The sequence below is a fragment of the Desulfonatronovibrio magnus genome (assembly GCF_000934755.1).
In the GTDB taxonomy this organism is placed as follows: Bacteria; Desulfobacterota; Desulfovibrionia; order Desulfovibrionales; family Desulfonatronovibrionaceae; genus Desulfonatronovibrio; species Desulfonatronovibrio magnus.
Genome location: NZ_JYNP01000092.1, coordinates 1 through 14,524 on the forward strand (window position 1 = coordinate 1; position 14,524 = coordinate 14,524).

At 42.9% G+C, this 14,524-nt stretch carries 24 protein-coding genes and 2 pseudogenes; 3 read left to right on the top strand and 23 right to left on the bottom strand.

The window, feature by feature from the left end; translation table 11 throughout:
• From LZ23_RS09695 to LZ23_RS09775, 16 genes and pseudogenes are all read right to left on the bottom strand, one after another.
• A partial coding sequence (locus LZ23_RS09695) for a type II toxin-antitoxin system RelE/ParE family toxin (RefSeq protein WP_045213715.1) occupies positions 1 to 326 on the bottom strand: 326 nt, incomplete at its 3' end.
• Positions 316 to 552 (bottom strand): RelB antitoxin-like protein, encoded by a 237-nt coding sequence (locus tag LZ23_RS09700; RefSeq protein ID WP_045212425.1) that lies wholly within the window; start codon positions 550 to 552, stop codon positions 316 to 318. The genes LZ23_RS09695 and LZ23_RS09700, both read right to left, overlap by 11 nt.
• A 247-nt stretch (positions 553 to 799) precedes the next feature.
• Positions 800 to 1,120, bottom strand: a complete 321-nt coding sequence (locus LZ23_RS09705; RefSeq protein ID WP_045213717.1) for a nucleotidyltransferase domain-containing protein — start codon at positions 1,118 to 1,120, stop codon at positions 800 to 802.
• A 212-nt stretch (positions 1,121 to 1,332) separates the two neighbouring features.
• Entirely contained in the window at positions 1,333 to 1,491 is a 159-nt protein-coding gene (locus tag LZ23_RS23440; RefSeq protein WP_084590990.1) for a HEPN domain-containing protein, read from the bottom strand.
• A 374-nt stretch (positions 1,492 to 1,865) separates the two neighbouring features.
• Positions 1,866 to 2,714: pseudogene (locus tag LZ23_RS09715) on the bottom strand (YaaC family protein); the annotation flags it as partial.
• A gap of 401 nt (positions 2,715 to 3,115) precedes the next feature.
• Complete coding sequence (locus LZ23_RS09725; RefSeq protein WP_232300457.1) at positions 3,116 to 4,084, bottom strand: virulence RhuM family protein; 969 nt, start codon at positions 4,082 to 4,084, stop codon at positions 3,116 to 3,118.
• A 198-nt stretch (positions 4,085 to 4,282) separates the two neighbouring features.
• Entirely contained in the window at positions 4,283 to 4,513 is a 231-nt protein-coding gene (locus LZ23_RS09730; protein WP_045213724.1) for a type II toxin-antitoxin system MqsA family antitoxin, read from the bottom strand.
• Positions 4,514 to 4,736: 223 nt separating this feature from the next.
• Positions 4,737 to 4,940, bottom strand: a complete 204-nt coding sequence (locus LZ23_RS09735) for a hypothetical protein (RefSeq protein WP_045213725.1) — start codon at positions 4,938 to 4,940, stop codon at positions 4,737 to 4,739.
• Between the two features lie 68 nt (positions 4,941 to 5,008).
• Positions 5,009 to 5,404, bottom strand: a complete 396-nt coding sequence (locus LZ23_RS24990) for a hypothetical protein (RefSeq protein WP_269745172.1) — start codon at positions 5,402 to 5,404, stop codon at positions 5,009 to 5,011.
• A gap of 6 nt (positions 5,405 to 5,410) precedes the next feature.
• On the bottom strand, positions 5,411 to 5,746 hold the full coding sequence (locus LZ23_RS24995) for a Gfo/Idh/MocA family oxidoreductase (protein ID WP_232300459.1): 336 nt from the start codon (positions 5,744 to 5,746) through the stop codon (positions 5,411 to 5,413).
• 1,162 nt (positions 5,747 to 6,908) lie between these two features.
• Positions 6,909 to 7,190, bottom strand: a complete 282-nt coding sequence (locus LZ23_RS09745; protein ID WP_045213727.1) for a type II toxin-antitoxin system RelE/ParE family toxin — start codon at positions 7,188 to 7,190, stop codon at positions 6,909 to 6,911.
• A complete protein-coding gene (locus LZ23_RS09750) occupies positions 7,187 to 7,402 on the bottom strand; it encodes a hypothetical protein (RefSeq protein ID WP_045213729.1) in 216 nt (71 codons plus the stop codon). Before LZ23_RS09750 ends, LZ23_RS09745 begins: the two co-directional genes overlap by 4 nt.
• A 321-nt stretch (positions 7,403 to 7,723) precedes the next feature.
• Positions 7,724 to 8,149: an ORF6N domain-containing protein gene (locus tag LZ23_RS09755; RefSeq protein ID WP_052507277.1), complete on the bottom strand. Its 426-nt coding sequence runs from the start codon at positions 8,147 to 8,149 to the stop codon at positions 7,724 to 7,726.
• Entirely contained in the window at positions 8,142 to 8,375 is a 234-nt protein-coding gene (locus LZ23_RS09760) for a cytidylyltransferase domain-containing protein (RefSeq protein WP_045213731.1), read from the bottom strand. The genes LZ23_RS09755 and LZ23_RS09760 overlap by 8 nt, the downstream gene beginning before the upstream one ends.
• A gap of 743 nt (positions 8,376 to 9,118) precedes the next feature.
• Positions 9,119 to 9,469 (bottom strand): type II toxin-antitoxin system PemK/MazF family toxin, encoded by a 351-nt coding sequence (locus tag LZ23_RS09770; RefSeq protein ID WP_045213735.1) that lies wholly within the window; start codon positions 9,467 to 9,469, stop codon positions 9,119 to 9,121.
• On the bottom strand, positions 9,466 to 9,750 hold the full coding sequence (locus tag LZ23_RS09775) for a hypothetical protein (protein WP_045213736.1): 285 nt from the start codon (positions 9,748 to 9,750) through the stop codon (positions 9,466 to 9,468). The genes LZ23_RS09770 and LZ23_RS09775 overlap by 4 nt, the downstream gene beginning before the upstream one ends.
• A gap of 289 nt (positions 9,751 to 10,039) precedes the next feature.
• Between LZ23_RS09775 and LZ23_RS09780 the strand changes: the two genes are divergently transcribed.
• The gene (locus LZ23_RS09780; RefSeq protein ID WP_045213738.1) at positions 10,040 to 10,336 is read left to right on the top strand and encodes a hypothetical protein; all 297 of its coding nucleotides are present in this window, start codon (positions 10,040 to 10,042) and stop codon (positions 10,334 to 10,336) included.
• Here the strand turns inward: LZ23_RS09780 and LZ23_RS09785 are convergent.
• The 6 genes and pseudogenes from LZ23_RS09785 to LZ23_RS25660 form a co-directional block, all read right to left on the bottom strand.
• Complete coding sequence (locus LZ23_RS09785; protein ID WP_045213739.1) at positions 10,326 to 10,712, bottom strand: type II toxin-antitoxin system VapC family toxin; 387 nt, start codon at positions 10,710 to 10,712, stop codon at positions 10,326 to 10,328. The two genes, LZ23_RS09780 and LZ23_RS09785, sit on opposite strands and share 11 nt — an antisense overlap.
• Complete coding sequence (locus LZ23_RS09790) at positions 10,709 to 10,945, bottom strand: type II toxin-antitoxin system Phd/YefM family antitoxin (RefSeq protein ID WP_045213741.1); 237 nt, start codon at positions 10,943 to 10,945, stop codon at positions 10,709 to 10,711. Before LZ23_RS09790 ends, LZ23_RS09785 begins: the two co-directional genes overlap by 4 nt.
• A gap of 189 nt (positions 10,946 to 11,134) precedes the next feature.
• Complete coding sequence (locus tag LZ23_RS09795) at positions 11,135 to 11,329, bottom strand: type II toxin-antitoxin system HicA family toxin (protein WP_045213742.1); 195 nt, start codon at positions 11,327 to 11,329, stop codon at positions 11,135 to 11,137.
• Positions 11,329 to 11,568: a DUF1902 domain-containing protein gene (locus LZ23_RS09800; protein ID WP_045213744.1), complete on the bottom strand. Its 240-nt coding sequence runs from the start codon at positions 11,566 to 11,568 to the stop codon at positions 11,329 to 11,331. The genes LZ23_RS09795 and LZ23_RS09800 overlap by 1 nt, the downstream gene beginning before the upstream one ends.
• A gap of 293 nt (positions 11,569 to 11,861) precedes the next feature.
• The gene (locus LZ23_RS09810) at positions 11,862 to 12,395 is read right to left on the bottom strand and encodes an ORF6N domain-containing protein (protein ID WP_045213747.1); all 534 of its coding nucleotides are present in this window, start codon (positions 12,393 to 12,395) and stop codon (positions 11,862 to 11,864) included.
• 474 nt (positions 12,396 to 12,869) lie between these two features.
• A pseudogene (locus tag LZ23_RS25660) lies at positions 12,870 to 13,055 on the bottom strand (hypothetical protein); the annotation flags it as partial.
• A 68-nt stretch (positions 13,056 to 13,123) separates the two neighbouring features.
• On the opposite strand from LZ23_RS25660, the gene LZ23_RS09815 reads away from it, so the two are divergent.
• Complete coding sequence (locus LZ23_RS09815) at positions 13,124 to 13,459, top strand: type II toxin-antitoxin system RelE/ParE family toxin (protein ID WP_045213749.1); 336 nt, start codon at positions 13,124 to 13,126, stop codon at positions 13,457 to 13,459.
• A gap of 14 nt (positions 13,460 to 13,473) precedes the next feature.
• Positions 13,474 to 13,749 carry a helix-turn-helix domain-containing protein gene (locus tag LZ23_RS09820; RefSeq protein ID WP_045213751.1) on the top strand — a complete coding sequence of 92 codons (276 nt, stop codon included), beginning with the start codon at positions 13,474 to 13,476 and terminating at the stop codon, positions 13,747 to 13,749.
• A gap of 242 nt (positions 13,750 to 13,991) precedes the next feature.
• Here the strand turns inward: LZ23_RS09820 and LZ23_RS23445 are convergent, their stop codons facing one another.
• Complete coding sequence (locus LZ23_RS23445; protein ID WP_084590992.1) at positions 13,992 to 14,318, bottom strand: nucleotidyltransferase domain-containing protein; 327 nt, start codon at positions 14,316 to 14,318, stop codon at positions 13,992 to 13,994.
• Between the last annotated feature and the right edge of the window lie 206 nt (positions 14,319 to 14,524).

Genomic DNA, 14,524 nt, shown 5'->3' on the forward strand with positions numbered 1-14,524 from the left:
CCTTCAATAAACTTGGCGATTTCCTTACTATTGACATCTACCTTGGCACTTTTTGCGTAGGTAAATAATAAATATACCTTTTTGCAGCCTTCTTGCCAAAAGTAAATTGTACGAAAGCCTCCACTTTTTCCTTTCTTTGCATCTGTGCTTGCAGTTCTGACCTTCCAGACTTTGTTGTTCCAACCTGGAATAGAGGCTCCAGTAGTCGGGTCCACCTCTAAAGCCTGAATAGTATGCAAAAGATCATTTTTTATTGAGGGGTACTTCCTGGCCAACTTTTTAATGGATTTCTGAGAGGTTGGAGTAAGATATACTTCATAACTCATTCCAAACATCCTTCCATGGACTGGCTTTGCCCATATTAATATCTTCCGTTCCCTTTTTTACCAACCTTTTGAACTCATGCGACTGATAAAAGTCGTGATCTTCAGATTGATCATCAGCATTGTGAAGTATTTTGAGTATTTTTTTAAAGCTTTCGATGGGAAGGATAACCGCAGTAGCTTTTCCATTTTCATCAACAACGTATTTTTCACCAATTGAAGTGTTCATTCTGGTCACTCCTTTTCTAAATTTTACAAGCGGAATTTAATCACCTTGCGAAAGAATCGTTTTTCATTAGCGTAAATTTGATGCAGATTTGTGGGCAATTCTTTTTTTTCTCCCACGAATTTTCACGAATCTGCACCAATTATTTCCGCTTCGCGGATAAGAACATTTCTATTTGTGTAGATTAGTGCAGATTAGTGGGCAACTTTCTTGACATCTACCGTTACCTATCCTTCGTTTACCGATTGCCCTACTTAGAGCTGATTTCAATGCCAAAAGCACTAATCTCGTTGACCAGTGGGTTATCAATACTAAAGTCTTCAGGCCGGAACGGACTTGGTTCGATCCGATCATCAAGTTTTAGAGCCAATTTCATCAATAAAACCCTTTCCTCAAAAAGATCCTGAGAAAAGTCAGGACTTACAATAGCTACATCGATGTCACTCCATTTATTGGCCTTGCCTTTGGCATAAGAGCCATATAAATAGGCTCTGTCAACCTGTTTGACCTGATTGACTTGGGCAATATAATTCCGCATAAGTTCTTTTAGCTCAGTTGGGATTTCAGCCATTTGAAATACCTCATTATTGTTTCCATCTGTGCTGTGGTAAATTGCTGTGTACATTTTTTACGAAAAGAACTTTTAAAGTCTGGATATCTGGATTCAATATTAAAGGCAGTTACAGTCACAAAATCACTCTCAGCCTGTTTATCAAGTTCAATTCCAGCAATTTTTGCAAGTCTGTTAAGATTGTGGATTGGAGGGGCATGTTCCCGCAGCTCCTACACGCACAATGCTTTTAACATTTTTTCCAAGGCCAGATGACCAAAAAACAAGGCATAGGAGAAATCACCTTTCTCCACAAGATGATCGGCAACCTTTAAGGCTTGGTCTGCTTCGAATATCCAGAAGCCTATCAATTTATCAATATTCGGTTCCATGGCTTTTCACAGATTAGGTTTAAAATTATCGCTCCATAGCTTTGTATTGGGCTCATAGAACGTGATCACCCAGAGAATTGCCCAGGATTCAAAATGAACTTGGTTCATTTTGCTTGCCATTCAACTGCTTTTGGGTCGATATTTGAGATGGTTCATTTTTTTCATTTTGTTGACACGTTCGAGTACGACCAGGAAAGCTCAAAGCATAAGAGCTTTGGCTATGGCCTCGCAAATATGTCGATAGTTTCATTCACAAAAGCTGGTGGCTCATGGCTCGTAGCGAACGGGAATGGGGCAAGAGGTAAGGGGGAAGCGCCTTTTTCCTGCATCCTACCATTGCTGTTTGTGTTAACAAGTTGATCACACCTCATAACTCACCGATAACCCGGAATCATCAACTCATGTCCTGTAATATCACTGGCAATCTGGTCAATAAAATTGTCTGTGGCCAGATTGAGAAATACAGACAACAGCCAGTTATGTTGGCATTCAAAATGCCGTCGCAGCCTTTTGGGATCATATCTGGTCAATTCGCTGAGCCTGTGCATAGCCGTGAATATCAAAATCGGAATAGGCCAATGAAGTATTTGCTCTTCCTTATCGTTTCTTTTGTAATACCATAATCTTTGAGCACCGTGTATGTATTTAATATCTCTTCTGATTTTATTATGATACTTAACAAGATTTTTAATTCTATCCGCTTTTTTTACACCTCTGGATGTATCCCACCTAAATCGATGTTTTCTTCTGATGATAAATTTACCATCTTGACCCTTATCATGTTCCCATCCACCTTGTTTTGCAAAAAAACTTTTTTTACAGTATTTTTGATCAGTAATTTCAGCACAGAACCATGCCTCTTTTCCTTGTTTTTGTTTGACAAAGTGTGTATTTACTATGGGTATAAATAGATTTTGAGTTCCTTTGTAGGTAACAGTAAATGATCTATGAACAAATGGTATATTATATAAAATATCTTTCAATGAAAATGTATCTTTATGCAGATTCAACTTGTAATATTCAGCAAGTGATATCAATATGCCTTCATTTTTGATTTCAGATACTTCGTTGGCCAAGCTCGTTTTGCTTCCGTTGGATTTTCCTGATAATCCATGGTAGCTTTTGAAATCAATTTTATTAGCGGAAAGCATTGATTTTGCTGCATTGAGCATGCAATAATATGAAGTAACAGCTTTGGATTCATTTGGCAAAATCAAATTTGCTTTGTAAAATTTTCAGCCTGCTGCCAGTATAACATCGTCTCCAGATTTGTGTTCCGCTTCAACCATAATTTTACATATTCAAACATATTGCTGACAAGAACCGTCGGAGCCTCAAATACAGGGGAAATGACCGCCTTGTGTGGTCTTTTTTTGAATTTTTCAATGTCAGTTGTTGATGCATCGTATTTAGTTCGTGTTTGGTAGCTTGTGGCGTCAAAGCGAATGTGGTAAGAGGCAAGGGGTATGGGGTTAAGCAAAGACACTTGCCGCTTACTTCACTGGCTTTAAGTTTGCTCTTTGTCCATGTCATTTTTTTCATCGTCGTCCTGATCACCCTGTTTTATCATCCTGTCGAAATCGCTCTCAAAAAACTGATCCTGAATTATTCGGTACTTTTCAAATTATTCGCTTTCTGCATGAACCTTGGCAATTTCAGCTGTCACTTTCCCTGCATCCTGCAATATCTCACGATCAGTGGCCTCTATGAAACGATTCAGGCGTAATTCCCAATCCTGCATGGTCATGGGAATCTTACGCAACGCCATATCTTCTGCAATATCCAGGTAGGCCGCAACCAGTCGCTGCAGTTGGGCCATCTCATGCTCTGTCAGATAATTTTTGGCAACAGAGACGTCAAATTTCTGAATTTTTCCTTCCGGCGCATCCTTCCAGGTTGTGAGTCCCATGTTCATTTTTGCGGCATTGGCGCGGGTATAGATGACTTCAGCCGCTGTCTGGCCATGTATGGCCCAGTGCAGTTTGTTCTGCACAGTGGCAAAAAAACGCCTGGTGGCTTGAGCGCTCACATCGTAATCTATGGAAGTGGCGTATAAGTCAGTGATCTTCTGGTAAAATTTTCGCTCAGAAAGACAAATCTCCCGGATGCGCTGCAATTGTTCTTCAAAGTATTGATCAGACAGGATGGAACCGCCATTTTTGAGGCGCTCGTCATCCATGGTAAACCCTTTGATGGTAAACTCTTCAATGATTCCCGTAGCCCATTTGCGAAATTGTACGGCCCGCTCGGAGTTGACCTTGTAGCCTACGGCAATAATTGCAGACAGGTTATAGTGCTTGGTGTTGTAGCTTTTGCCGTCAGCAGCAGTTATTCGAAAATTTCGAACAACTGATTCTTCTTCCAACTCCCTGTCGGTGAATACTTTTTTCAAGTGATAGTTGATAGTGTGCGTTTCAACATCATAAAGCACACCCATCATTTTCTGGGTCAACCAGATGTTTTCATCGGCGTAAACCGCAGCAACGCCGCCCTTGCCAGTGGCCGCCACAAAGGTCAGGTACTCAGCTGCTGATGAGCGGACAGCGGGGCTGTCTTTTAAATGGGGAAGGGCTGGATTCTTTTTTTTGCTCATGGTTTTAGCTCATAGCTGGTAGTTCATAGCTCGTGGCTGATAGTTCGTAGCTCATAGCTGGTAGCTGGTGGCTCGTGGCGAATACGGTAAGTGGGAAGGGGCAAGAGGTAAGGGGGGAGCGCTAAGGGGGAAGCAAAAACACTCCCCATTTAACAACTTATAAGCTTCTCTCATGCCGCTTCCTGCCTACCTCTGACCTCAAGCAGCGTCCCCGTATTCCACGAACCCCATCATCAATCCGTCTCGCTCAACACGATCTAGAAGCTGCTCAACTTTTCTGGCAACTTTCATATCCACATATTCCTCACCGCATTGATTGCAGATTCTGGCCGGCACATTGAGAACAACAATCACCTTGCCGTTTTTCATTTCAAAAGGAAGAATGGTTGTTCCAGAAACCGTATTTCCTTTACACAGTGGACAAGCCATGTCAGCCCCTCCTTTTTTTAAAATTGTCGCTCCATAGCTTTGTACTGGGCTCATAGAGCGTGATCACCCAGAGAATTCCATTGCCCTGTCCCAAAGAAACGACAGCATGCAACGGTCTTTCCGCGGACGTATAAATAGTTCAAGGTTGCAGCGTATTTAAGATACGTAAGAGTTTGAACTTTTTGTAGCGACGCAGCAATTGGGAGATTTTCAGTCTGATTAGTTATGTCTTAAGTTTGTCCATAACACTTTTTTCTGTAGCATATTCCCCATTGTCAGCCTCTTCCATTGCTAAACCAAATTTAATGTCCAGCAATGCTTCTGAAACTGCATCTTCTAATATATCTTTGCGCTTGGTTAAAACATCATTAAAAGCTTCCTGTATAAGTTCTTTTAAATCATCTTTGGAAACATTATTAATATCCATTATAATCACCTCTGTGTAGATAATTGGGTTTGGAACAGAGACTGTTCCAAATCCTTATAGTTTACTTCTCAGCATGGGATGGACAGTACCGTTTTCCCTGTGAACAGGTTGAGAGTTTCGCAGCTCGGAAACGGATTAGTGGAGGGCAGGGCTTCTTTTACTCCGAACCCATTGCCATTTAGAATATGCTGATAACTTAATGTATGCAGGTCTGTAAAGCCTGAGGAAAATTCCAGTTCTTCTCCGTCAATGGTGATGGATCTGAAAGCCGGCTTGGCCTGCTGGACAGCAGAGGCAGGCAGATCATTTCTGTCCAAGGAAAGATACCAGCGCACTCTGGCTCTATCAAGCTCGATATAGCCGGACATTCTTCTGGAGGATGAGTAATGGAGTTCTTTATGTCTGGCCGGGCCGAATATCCACATGAGCATATCAAAAAAGTGAATGCCTATGTTGGTGGCTATTCCTCCTTATTTTTCAGGGTTTCCTTTCCAGGAATTGAAATACCATTTCCCTCTGGAAGTGATATAAGTCAGGTCTATATCGAATTTTTTGTCTTTTCCCTGGCTGTCGATCTTTTCTTTAAGAGCAATGATGGAGGGGTGAAGCCTGAGCTGGAGAATACAGTTCACTTTCCGCCCTGTTTCTTCTTCCATTTCTGATAATACATCCAGATTCCAGGGATTGAGAACAAGGGGTTTTTCGCAGATGGCATCCGCGCCTATGCGCAGGGCAAAGCGGATATGGGCGTCGTGCAGATAATTGGGCGAGCAGATACCGACATAAATAATGGATGCGCTTTTCATTTCCGAGCCTGCGCAGTTTTTCAGCATGGCGGTCAAAACGCTCAAACTCGGTAAAAAAATCAACATCATAGGAATAGCTGTCCAGGATGCCTACAGAGTCTGCCGGGTCAAGAGCTGCAACCAGTTTGCCTCCTATATCTTTTATGGCTCTCATATGTTTAGGGGCCACGTAGCCCCCTGCACCGATAAGAGCAAAGTTTTTTCCAGTATTTTTGTTCACTTTTGATAAACTCGCTTGTACGTTCAATGATTTCATTTTGCTGGATTACTTCCAGCCCGCAAGATTCTTTTGACATCTACTTCAGGGCCAGGAAATAGCTGATATTCTTGATCAACTATGGGCATGGTTTGTCTTTAACTATGTTTTTGTAAATTCAGAGCAAATTTCAGGCCGAAATAAATGGCCACTTTGTCTTGCCTTACCTATTCCACGTGCCACGTGATTTAGGTAAAAAAGCTACTTTTTACCGCTTTTACGTGCCACGTGTTTTGAGTAAAAAAGCAACATTTTTACCGGTTTCACGTAGCACGTAAAACAGGTAAAAAACAGGCTGTATATCCAGCAGCCCATGGTTTTGTCCTGAGGCATGGGGTCTGACCCTAAGCTCCTCTTGTAACCAGCGAGTATCATAAGCAGTACGCCTTATTTCTCATTGGAGGTATACGGAATTTTCTGCTATGCCTTGCTATCATTGATATTTTCCAGTTCAATTTCCCATTCAAACCCCAGTTAAATACCTGGCGGCTTGCTCTGCTGGAGAAGTCCTCCACTGGAAATTATCTTACGTCTGTCCTACTCGTCTGCCTTTCTTGTCTGTGGCTAATAAATTCTTTTTTTACCGCTTTTACGTAACACATGATTTAGGTAAAAAATATAGCATCACCCATGCTCCGCATTTTGACTGTTGATGATTTCAGCTGTTTGTGCTGAATGATCAGGCCTCTGGAATGCGATTTTTTCCCAACTGAGGCCTTGGGGTTGTTTACAGCTAAGGATGTTTCGGATGGATGCGTGATCCAAAGTCCGTGGTCAGAAAAAAAGAAAAATCAGAAGAACTTCGTTCACCCCAGTGTAACACCCCAGAGGGGACCCCGGTTACACGGGGCAGACGGAATACACGGAAAAACACGGAAGACAGGGGAAAGTTTTTTTTGGCAAATTTCAATAAACCTCGTCATGTGTACCCATTGTTTCCAAAAAAATGGCCTCTTGCTTTTCATACCTTCCAAGACGGAAGATAATCCTGAGATCATATCCGACACAACATGCCCATGATCCTGCCAGCTTGCCCTGAAGCTTATGTGCTTTCAGGCTTGGATGAAAAACGTCGTTTTCAAGCAAAGTCAGCGCATTTTGTAAGTCATCTCCAAATTCAGGGCGCTTTTTGACAAATCGCTTTGCCGCACGAACAAAGGATGGGGAACGAACCAGGAGTCGTTTCACGTAAAGATCTCGTTCATCAGGTCGTCCACACTTACGGGATGACACTCTCCAGCATTATATTCCTCTCTTGCTTCCCGTATTTCATCAAAAAGCTGGTTACGCCGACGTTCCATGATTCTCTTGGAGAGGATTTCTCTGAACATATCCTGATCTTCAAGAGGCAACTTACTCACTTCTTCAAGGATATTCTCAAAAGTCATTATGTGAGACATGTCAACTCCTTTGTCTGTTGTCCGGGGGCTGGGCCGGATACCATTGTATTATCTTGTAAAAAAAAGATTTTGCCCACCCCAGTGTAACACCCCAGAGGGGGCCCCGGTTACACAGGGCAGGCGGAACTCACTGAAAAACACGGAAAAGAAATCTTCAAATTCCGTTTCCTTCCACGTGTTTCTTGGGTAATTTCTTTTACTGCTTACGCATGCATGGGTATGATCTTATCCTTACTCATGGGCATCATAATGTTGAATTCATCCATTGACACACATCTTGAAGCATCCAGGATTTCCATTTCCAAGGGACTTCCATTTTCATCAAGATTGCCGTTGTTCCAAGGTATCCATACGCTGAAGCAACCCAGCATTGGCAGCAAGAAAACGACGCATTCGCACGAAAGCCCGCATTACAGCGATATTGACCTGGATTGCCCTGTCACTGGTCAAAACCCCTGAAATACCTGCAACCCCTTGTTCAGTAAAAGCATATGGCAAAGATCCGCCAAGGTGTTTGCGTGAAGGTATCGCATTTTGCGATACCAGGAGGTCAACCTCTGCCTCTGTGAGTTGAAACATGAAGTCTTCTGGAGAGCGTTTGATGTTGCGCTTGACCTGCTCCCTGAGACGGATTGCTTTCACACCGTAAAGATCCGCCAGGTCGCGATCAAGCATTACCTGCTCACCCCTTAAGGTATGAATCTTTTTCCTCAACTGGACTTCATCCGGAACAAATTCATTAGCCATAGGTGAGCCCTGTATGAAAATTGAAGTCTATCGTTCCTGCTTCGAAATATGCAGAAGCCCCTACACTTTCATCATCAGTTGAAACTATTATTCGGTCAAAAAGCCCGGATCTTTGTGCCGCCTGGATGGAATAGGCGATAATGGGCTGCCCGCAGAAGTTTTTGATATTCTTGCGGGGGATGCGTTTTGATCCGCCCCGGGCTGGGATGAATGCTACATTTTTCATGTGAGTAGTTATAAGTTGTCGGTTTTATGTATGGGAGTATGGGTGTATGGGGGTATGAACCCGTAATCCGTGGTCCGGGATCCGTAGTCGGGATTCCGATTCTTCAACGTTTCCGTGTCCTTTTGTGTGTTTATCAAAATTTATGCTTCTTTCAGCAAATCTCTGGAACTATGAATAACTGCCAAGATATTAATTTGATCTGGTTTCATGTGGTATATTATGCGATATGGTTTTTCGAGGCTCTTCGACGTTAGCCGTGGATTTTGTTCAAATTCCCTCATTAGTCTCCAGGAACCAGAATTAATATCTTTTTTATCAGCGGAGATCATCTCCATCAGCGGCTAAAAACTCTTAATCTTTGCCTTAATGCCTGAAGAATGAAGCCAGAAGAATTTAACCGCAGATCTCGCAGATCTTCGCAGATAGGTTAATCCCTTCAGGGTAAATATTTCACTGGGCAGGCAGAGCAAGGCATGAGAAAACTTATCTCTTTTCCAAAGCTCTGCAGCTCTACCGAGTCTTCGAGGGGGCGAGAGACAAAAAAAATCTTATGTCTTGGCCCTAATATGCGGTCAACATTGCTCAAAGCCTTTTCCCGGCTACGTACGCTTGAACCGGATGAACCCTTTTTTTTCGTTTCCTCCCAAGTGTTCCGCCTGCCCAGTTAAACCCTCTGTCGTTTAACCGGGGTGGACAGGATTCTTTTTAAAATTAACATCACCTGGATAAGACATAATTGTCGCTCATTTCAAGGCGGTAGATTTTTTTAAATACTGACAAAGTCGATCAAGCAGAGTTGTATGAAGCTCTTGCCTGATATTTCCGAGTACGCCGCTCGCTTTGCTCACGGGGATGACGTTTATAAATCCAAGCCGGACTACTGACGTTCTGACCAGACCAGTTTGCCCAAATTCTGGGCTTTCTTGTTCCAGAATTACGTCAAAATTCGGTATGCTCTGATGGGTTTGCGTGCTGATTCCACAAATGAGCAGGTCGCCGAATTTTGGCATTTGTCTCAAGATAAGTGCTGGTCGTCTTTTGTTCCGGTTGTCAGCCTGGACCAAGGCCACCAATATGATATCACGTTCTTTCATGGCTGGAACTCAGGGTTGACGGATTTGAGCATGTTGTCCGTGTACTCGGGCTCATCACCGCCATACGCATACTCAAGACAGGACAAGGAAAAATTTATGAGTTCCTGATTCTCTGAACAAGGATCTTGACCATTCTTATGTAGACCTCCTGTCCTGTTTCCCAACTCTTCGGATTTCTCAAAATTGTCAAAAATGACAATCAAATTGTATCGGCCGGACAATTGCACATCTTTCTCCAAGTGAATTTGTCCGTTTTCATAAACAGCACGTACAGCAAGCATCTTTTTTCTCCTTAGTTTAGTAATAATTAGCCCAGTTAAACCCTCTGTCGTTTAACCGGGGTGGGCAGGATTCTCCTTATGGTTTCTAACACTTTAGTAGGCCAAGGGGGTCTGACCCCGAACTGTTTCTATAAGCATTTGATATCATTGTCGATACATCGATTTTCTGAATGAAGGTATGCGAAAAAATCTATAGTTAACTGATATCATTTCAAATTTCAAATTATAATTCCTGACACATGGGGGCATCAAGGCAAAGAGAAAGCAAAGAGCAAAGAAATAAGATTTTTTGACGCTGATTGCGCTGATCTACGCTGATCAGGAGATTTTAATTCTTTCATCTGCGGAGATCTGGTGCGCCAGGCCAAGCCTGGTCAATCTTGCTGGAATGAGGCAGCGGGTGATATTCGGCGATTTTCTGGCCTTACCAGGCCATTGCCCGGAAGTCGTCAGAAATCAATCACCATCATCAGGCGGTATCATTCCCTTTTTTTACTCATTTTACGTGCCACGTGATTCAGGTAAAAAAGCCACTTTTTACCGCTTTTACGTAACGGCTTTTCAAATTCAAGCAACTACCAGATAACGGAAGGATAATAATTACGAATCACATTGTCTGATGGTATAATGGGGAGATTGCGCTGTTTAGCGAGTGCGACAATCAGCCTGTCGGCTGGATCTCGATGATTCCAATCCAAATCCAGTGACTCCAGCCAGAGTTCTGTATCTATGGGGACCTGTTCTATCTTGACTTGCGCAAGCAATGCCGCAAATGATTTAATGGGCATGCCAATATTCAGCTTGCCCTTTTGAATTTTTACTCCAATCTCCCAAATAGTAACTGAGGCAATACATGCGCCTGTCTCATCTATATTTTTGCAGTGATCAGATGCCGGTTGTGAGAGTTTTTCCGGATCAAGGGTCAACCAGAGCAAAGCACAAGTATCGAGCACGTATGTCATGTTTCCGCCCATTCCTGGCTCTCAGGTTCCAAAATATCACCGGCATAGTGTACCTTGCCGCGATATGGCCCAAACACGGCATCAACTGACTGTTTAGGCTGAAACGGTTTAATTATAAATACAGGTTTTTTTCGTGAGGTTACAATGAGTTCGTCTCCCGTGGTCTCCAAGCGAAAAAGATACTTCTGGAAATTTGAAGCAAATTCTTCTTTTGTAATATTCAGTTTCGGCATAATGACCTCCTTCCTGCTTCATGCTTATAATTCTCCGCAACCCGCTTATTTTTTTCGCAGCCTATCACCGGCTCGCAAGAACCGTCCATCCTTTTTGTAATCAACGATTCGGACCAAACTGTCTCCAGTCTTTACGTAAACCGCCTGGCGCCTGGTCATCCTTAAAAAGAACGGCTCCAGGTATGATTGTTAAAATCTTTTAGGCAGTCCAGCCTGCTTCAGAACGGCATTGGCCGTATGTCTTGATTTTATCGCATTGTCCACCACAAACCTGACTTCAGTTATTGGACTGTACCATAGCTCATGATCGCCTTTTCCCTGTCTTTCAAAAGTACACTTGGCTTCACGCAGAATCTTTTTAAGATCCTCTGTATAATCGGCCATCAGACAGCAGTCCCCTGTGCGATCTCAAATCTCCTGCTCAATAGTTCAAATGGAGTTTCTTGGGACAAATCCACTCCATTGGCCCCAAGAAGTTCAGGGATGACGATCTTCAGTTTATGGACAAGATTTTCCAGAGTGTCTGATTCAGTAGCAAGGCCGGGGGCATCCTCGCTGGTGGCCACCCAGACCATTGCTTCATTATCCCATTCAGCCCTGACAAATAAGGGTTTTGTATTCATTTCTCATCTCCTTTTTTATCGGCCCAAGTCTCTGCCACTCTGCAGGGGGGGTGACCCCAAGATGTTTCAGCCGCTGCAGATTCAGTTTGTTCTGTTGTTCGCTTTGGGGTCGGACCTAAACATCATACTTAAATATCGGGACAAACCCAGTGAAATCCAGCAGAGCTGGGCTGCAAGGCAGCATTTCACCAGGCAGGTGTCCCAAATTAGCCTGTTTTCAGACCTTAGAAGCCCCCCCAATGAAACCCTGCTTTGCAGCAGGACACTGCATGTGTTTCATAAGGGATAAGAAATTAACTTCCGTAACCAGCCTCTTTTTCTTTGGCGATAAAACCAATTTTCTTCTTGGGTTCGGCATCTTCAGCTAAGAGATGATCCAGGGTTTCAAATACAACTCGGAATTTTCCCTCGGTTTCCTTGCGCAGACTTTCTATTTCATTTCGCAATTCCTCGTTATCCAGCACCAGATGTCTTAATTTTGTAAAAGCCCGCATGATTTGGATATTAACCTGGATTGCCTGGTCGCTGTTTAATACGCTTGAAAGCATGGCCACACCCTGTTCGGTAAAGGCAAAAGGCATCTTGCGAATTCCGCCCCATCTTGATGTCACAAATTGTGATTTCAAGCTTTCCCATTCTTCCCTGGTAATCTGGAACATGAAATCAGATGGGAAGCGCTTTAAATTTCGCTTGACAGCCTGCATCAGGACTCGGTGTTCTACTCCGTATAGTTCAGAAAGGTCATTACCCAACAGAACTTTATGCCCACGAATTACCAGGATTCGTCCCGCAATCACTTCAGGGACGTAAATATTTTTCTCTGTCATTGCTCATTACTCTGTATGCTTCTGTAACGGAACCATAGGGTCTTACCCCGGAATTCCTCTGTAAATATCTAATATCATTGCCTATAAATCGATTTTTTTCAATGAAGGCATGCTAAAATTATATCGTTAACTGATATTGTTATAAATTTCAAATCATAATCCTGGCATATAAAAAAAGCAAAGAGAAAGACATTTTTGACGCTGATTGCGCTGATTTTCGCTGATAAGAAATTTCATTTTGCCTTAACCATAGACCTTCTGCGTGATCTGAGGTTAAAGCTCTACTGCCTTATATTATTCCGTAGCGGATAATAGCTTGTACTATCAGGCGGTTTGGGGTCGGACCTAACCATCATACTTAAATATCAGGATAAACCCAGTGAAATCCAGCAGAGCTTAAAGAACCTGTCCCTTATGTTGCGTTTCCTTGGATCAATCCCTCTCTTCAAGCTCTTCACTGTCCCCTGACTCCTGGCTTTCAGCTGCCCCTGTCTCATATACAAACTGCCTGTACTTGCGGACAATCTCCTTGGGGTCAAACTCATTCCATTCCTTCATCCCAAAGTCTATGGACAGCAAGCCGCTTGTCCCGTGAAATTCACGAAGTGACCCGCAAAGCGGGATTTCATTGGGATCTTTGTTCCCGGTCTGAATATAGTATAATTTGTATGTTTCTGTTTTTTACACTTATAATTGACATTGTTAACATATATGTGTACTTTAAATGAATGAAGACCATTGAATTCTATCGTTCAGTGTCTGGAAATTGCCCTGTTGAAGATCATTTGGATAACCTGACTGATGCGCAAGTTATGAAAGTGACATGGGTATTGAAATTAATCCAAGAAATTGACCGTGTACCATCTAAGTATTTTAAAAAACTGGTAAATACGGACGATATTTGGGAAGTTCGAATTGATGTTGGAAAAAACACTTTTCGTTTGCTTGGCTTCTTCTATGGAAACGAGCTGATAATTTTGACAAACTCATTTCAAAAGAAAAGCCAAAAAACGCCTAAAAAGGAAATTGAATTAGCAGAAAAGCGTAAGAAAGAATATTTTTAGCAGGAGGACGGCTAATGGATGATTTAGATAAATATATTGAAAAAAGAAAAAAGAAAAGCCCCAGTTTTGAAGAGAGCTTTGATAAAGGATATGAGCAATTTAAGATTGGTGTCCTCTTGAAGCAGGCACGTCTTGAAGCAGGGCTCACTCAAGAACAGGTTGCCTCAATATTGAATACCAAAAAATCAGCTATTTCTAGAATTGAAAACCACGCTGAGGATATCAGGCTTTCAACTTTAGTAAATTATGCTCAAGCAGTAGGGAAAAATCTTCATCTAAAAGTAGCCTGACCACAGCGAACCATAAGTAAAGCATATTGCGTTTGTCCCTTATATTAGCGAGTTTGTTGGCTCTCCTGAAGGGAGCATTACGAGTTTTTTGAAAACAAAATATGAATGGGGTGTGTTAAGGCTATCTTTGTGTAAAAAGCTATAAACTACGGCATTGCACGGGGACTGTCCCTGGCTTCGGGACTGTCCCCATCCATTTTCAAAAAACTCGTAATGCTCCCCTCCTGAATGCCTCTGTAGTGTCACAATGCCGCAACTTCAAGACCTTCTCTGCGGGCAACTTCCACAATGGCGCTTTCCGTGGAAGATTCCCATTCAATTTTTCCGCAGGGTACAGGCTCGATCCGGGCATCTTCACGAGCAGCTACCCGCCACAACATATTCAACACCTCGCGGGTTCGTGGAGCGTCAAACCGGGACGATATCACCAGGAGATCAATATCACTCCATATGGTTGCCGAGCCTCGGGCGTGGGAACCGAAGATTATTCCACGTTCCACGGGGATGCCCAACGCAGACAGGTTCTGGAGATAGTTTTGAACTACTCTTTGAATTGCGCTGTCAACCATGTAAAAGCCTTGTCAATTTTTTGCATGTATGCCTTGGCTTCTTCAAAAGAAGGCTCGGGAATGAGCATGTCTGGGTACCGTGCTTCGATATTGAATGGCGAAACCTCGGCAAATTACCCCTGAATCGGTAAAATACCGGCACCTATACCTGAAGCGCTCGATCCTGGAAATCTTATAACCCTTCTTTCTGGCTTTCTCAACTGTCT

Excerpts from the sequence above, each read along its gene's own strand:
- LZ23_RS09700 (WP_045212425.1), bottom strand. The coding sequence starts at position 552 with ATGAACACTTCAATTGGTGAAAAATACGTTGTTGATGAAAATGGAAAA.
- LZ23_RS09705 (WP_045213717.1), bottom strand. The coding sequence starts at position 1,120 with ATGGCTGAAATCCCAACTGAGCTAAAAGAACTTATGCGGAATTATATT.
- LZ23_RS23440 (WP_084590990.1), bottom strand. The coding sequence starts at position 1,491 with ATGGAACCGAATATTGATAAATTGATAGGCTTCTGGATATTCGAAGCA.
- LZ23_RS09725 (WP_232300457.1), bottom strand. The coding sequence starts at position 4,084 with ATGAGCAAAAAAAAGAATCCAGCCCTTCCCCATTTAAAAGACAGCCCC.
- LZ23_RS09730 (WP_045213724.1), bottom strand. The coding sequence starts at position 4,513 with ATGGCTTGTCCACTGTGTAAAGGAAATACGGTTTCTGGAACAACCATT.
- LZ23_RS09735 (WP_045213725.1), bottom strand. The coding sequence starts at position 4,940 with ATGGATATTAATAATGTTTCCAAAGATGATTTAAAAGAACTTATACAG.
- LZ23_RS24995 (WP_232300459.1), bottom strand. The coding sequence starts at position 5,746 with ATGAAAAGCGCATCCATTATTTATGTCGGTATCTGCTCGCCCAATTAT.
- LZ23_RS09750 (WP_045213729.1), bottom strand. The coding sequence starts at position 7,402 with ATGTCTCACATAATGACTTTTGAGAATATCCTTGAAGAAGTGAGTAAG.
- LZ23_RS09755 (WP_052507277.1), bottom strand. The coding sequence starts at position 8,149 with ATGGCTAATGAATTTGTTCCGGATGAAGTCCAGTTGAGGAAAAAGATT.
- LZ23_RS09760 (WP_045213731.1), bottom strand. The coding sequence starts at position 8,375 with ATGAAAAATGTAGCATTCATCCCAGCCCGGGGCGGATCAAAACGCATC.
- LZ23_RS09770 (WP_045213735.1), bottom strand. The coding sequence starts at position 9,469 with ATGAAAGAACGTGATATCATATTGGTGGCCTTGGTCCAGGCTGACAAC.
- LZ23_RS09775 (WP_045213736.1), bottom strand. The coding sequence starts at position 9,750 with ATGCTTGCTGTACGTGCTGTTTATGAAAACGGACAAATTCACTTGGAG.
- LZ23_RS09785 (WP_045213739.1), bottom strand. The coding sequence starts at position 10,712 with ATGACATACGTGCTCGATACTTGTGCTTTGCTCTGGTTGACCCTTGAT.
- LZ23_RS09790 (WP_045213741.1), bottom strand. The coding sequence starts at position 10,945 with ATGCCGAAACTGAATATTACAAAAGAAGAATTTGCTTCAAATTTCCAG.
- LZ23_RS09795 (WP_045213742.1), bottom strand. The coding sequence starts at position 11,329 with ATGGCCGATTATACAGAGGATCTTAAAAAGATTCTGCGTGAAGCCAAG.
- LZ23_RS09800 (WP_045213744.1), bottom strand. The coding sequence starts at position 11,568 with ATGAATACAAAACCCTTATTTGTCAGGGCTGAATGGGATAATGAAGCA.
- LZ23_RS09810 (WP_045213747.1), bottom strand. The coding sequence starts at position 12,395 with ATGACAGAGAAAAATATTTACGTCCCTGAAGTGATTGCGGGACGAATC.
- LZ23_RS09815 (WP_045213749.1), top strand. The coding sequence starts at position 13,124 with ATGAAGACCATTGAATTCTATCGTTCAGTGTCTGGAAATTGCCCTGTT.
- LZ23_RS09820 (WP_045213751.1), top strand. The coding sequence starts at position 13,474 with ATGGATGATTTAGATAAATATATTGAAAAAAGAAAAAAGAAAAGCCCC.
- LZ23_RS23445 (WP_084590992.1), bottom strand. The coding sequence starts at position 14,318 with ATGGTTGACAGCGCAATTCAAAGAGTAGTTCAAAACTATCTCCAGAAC.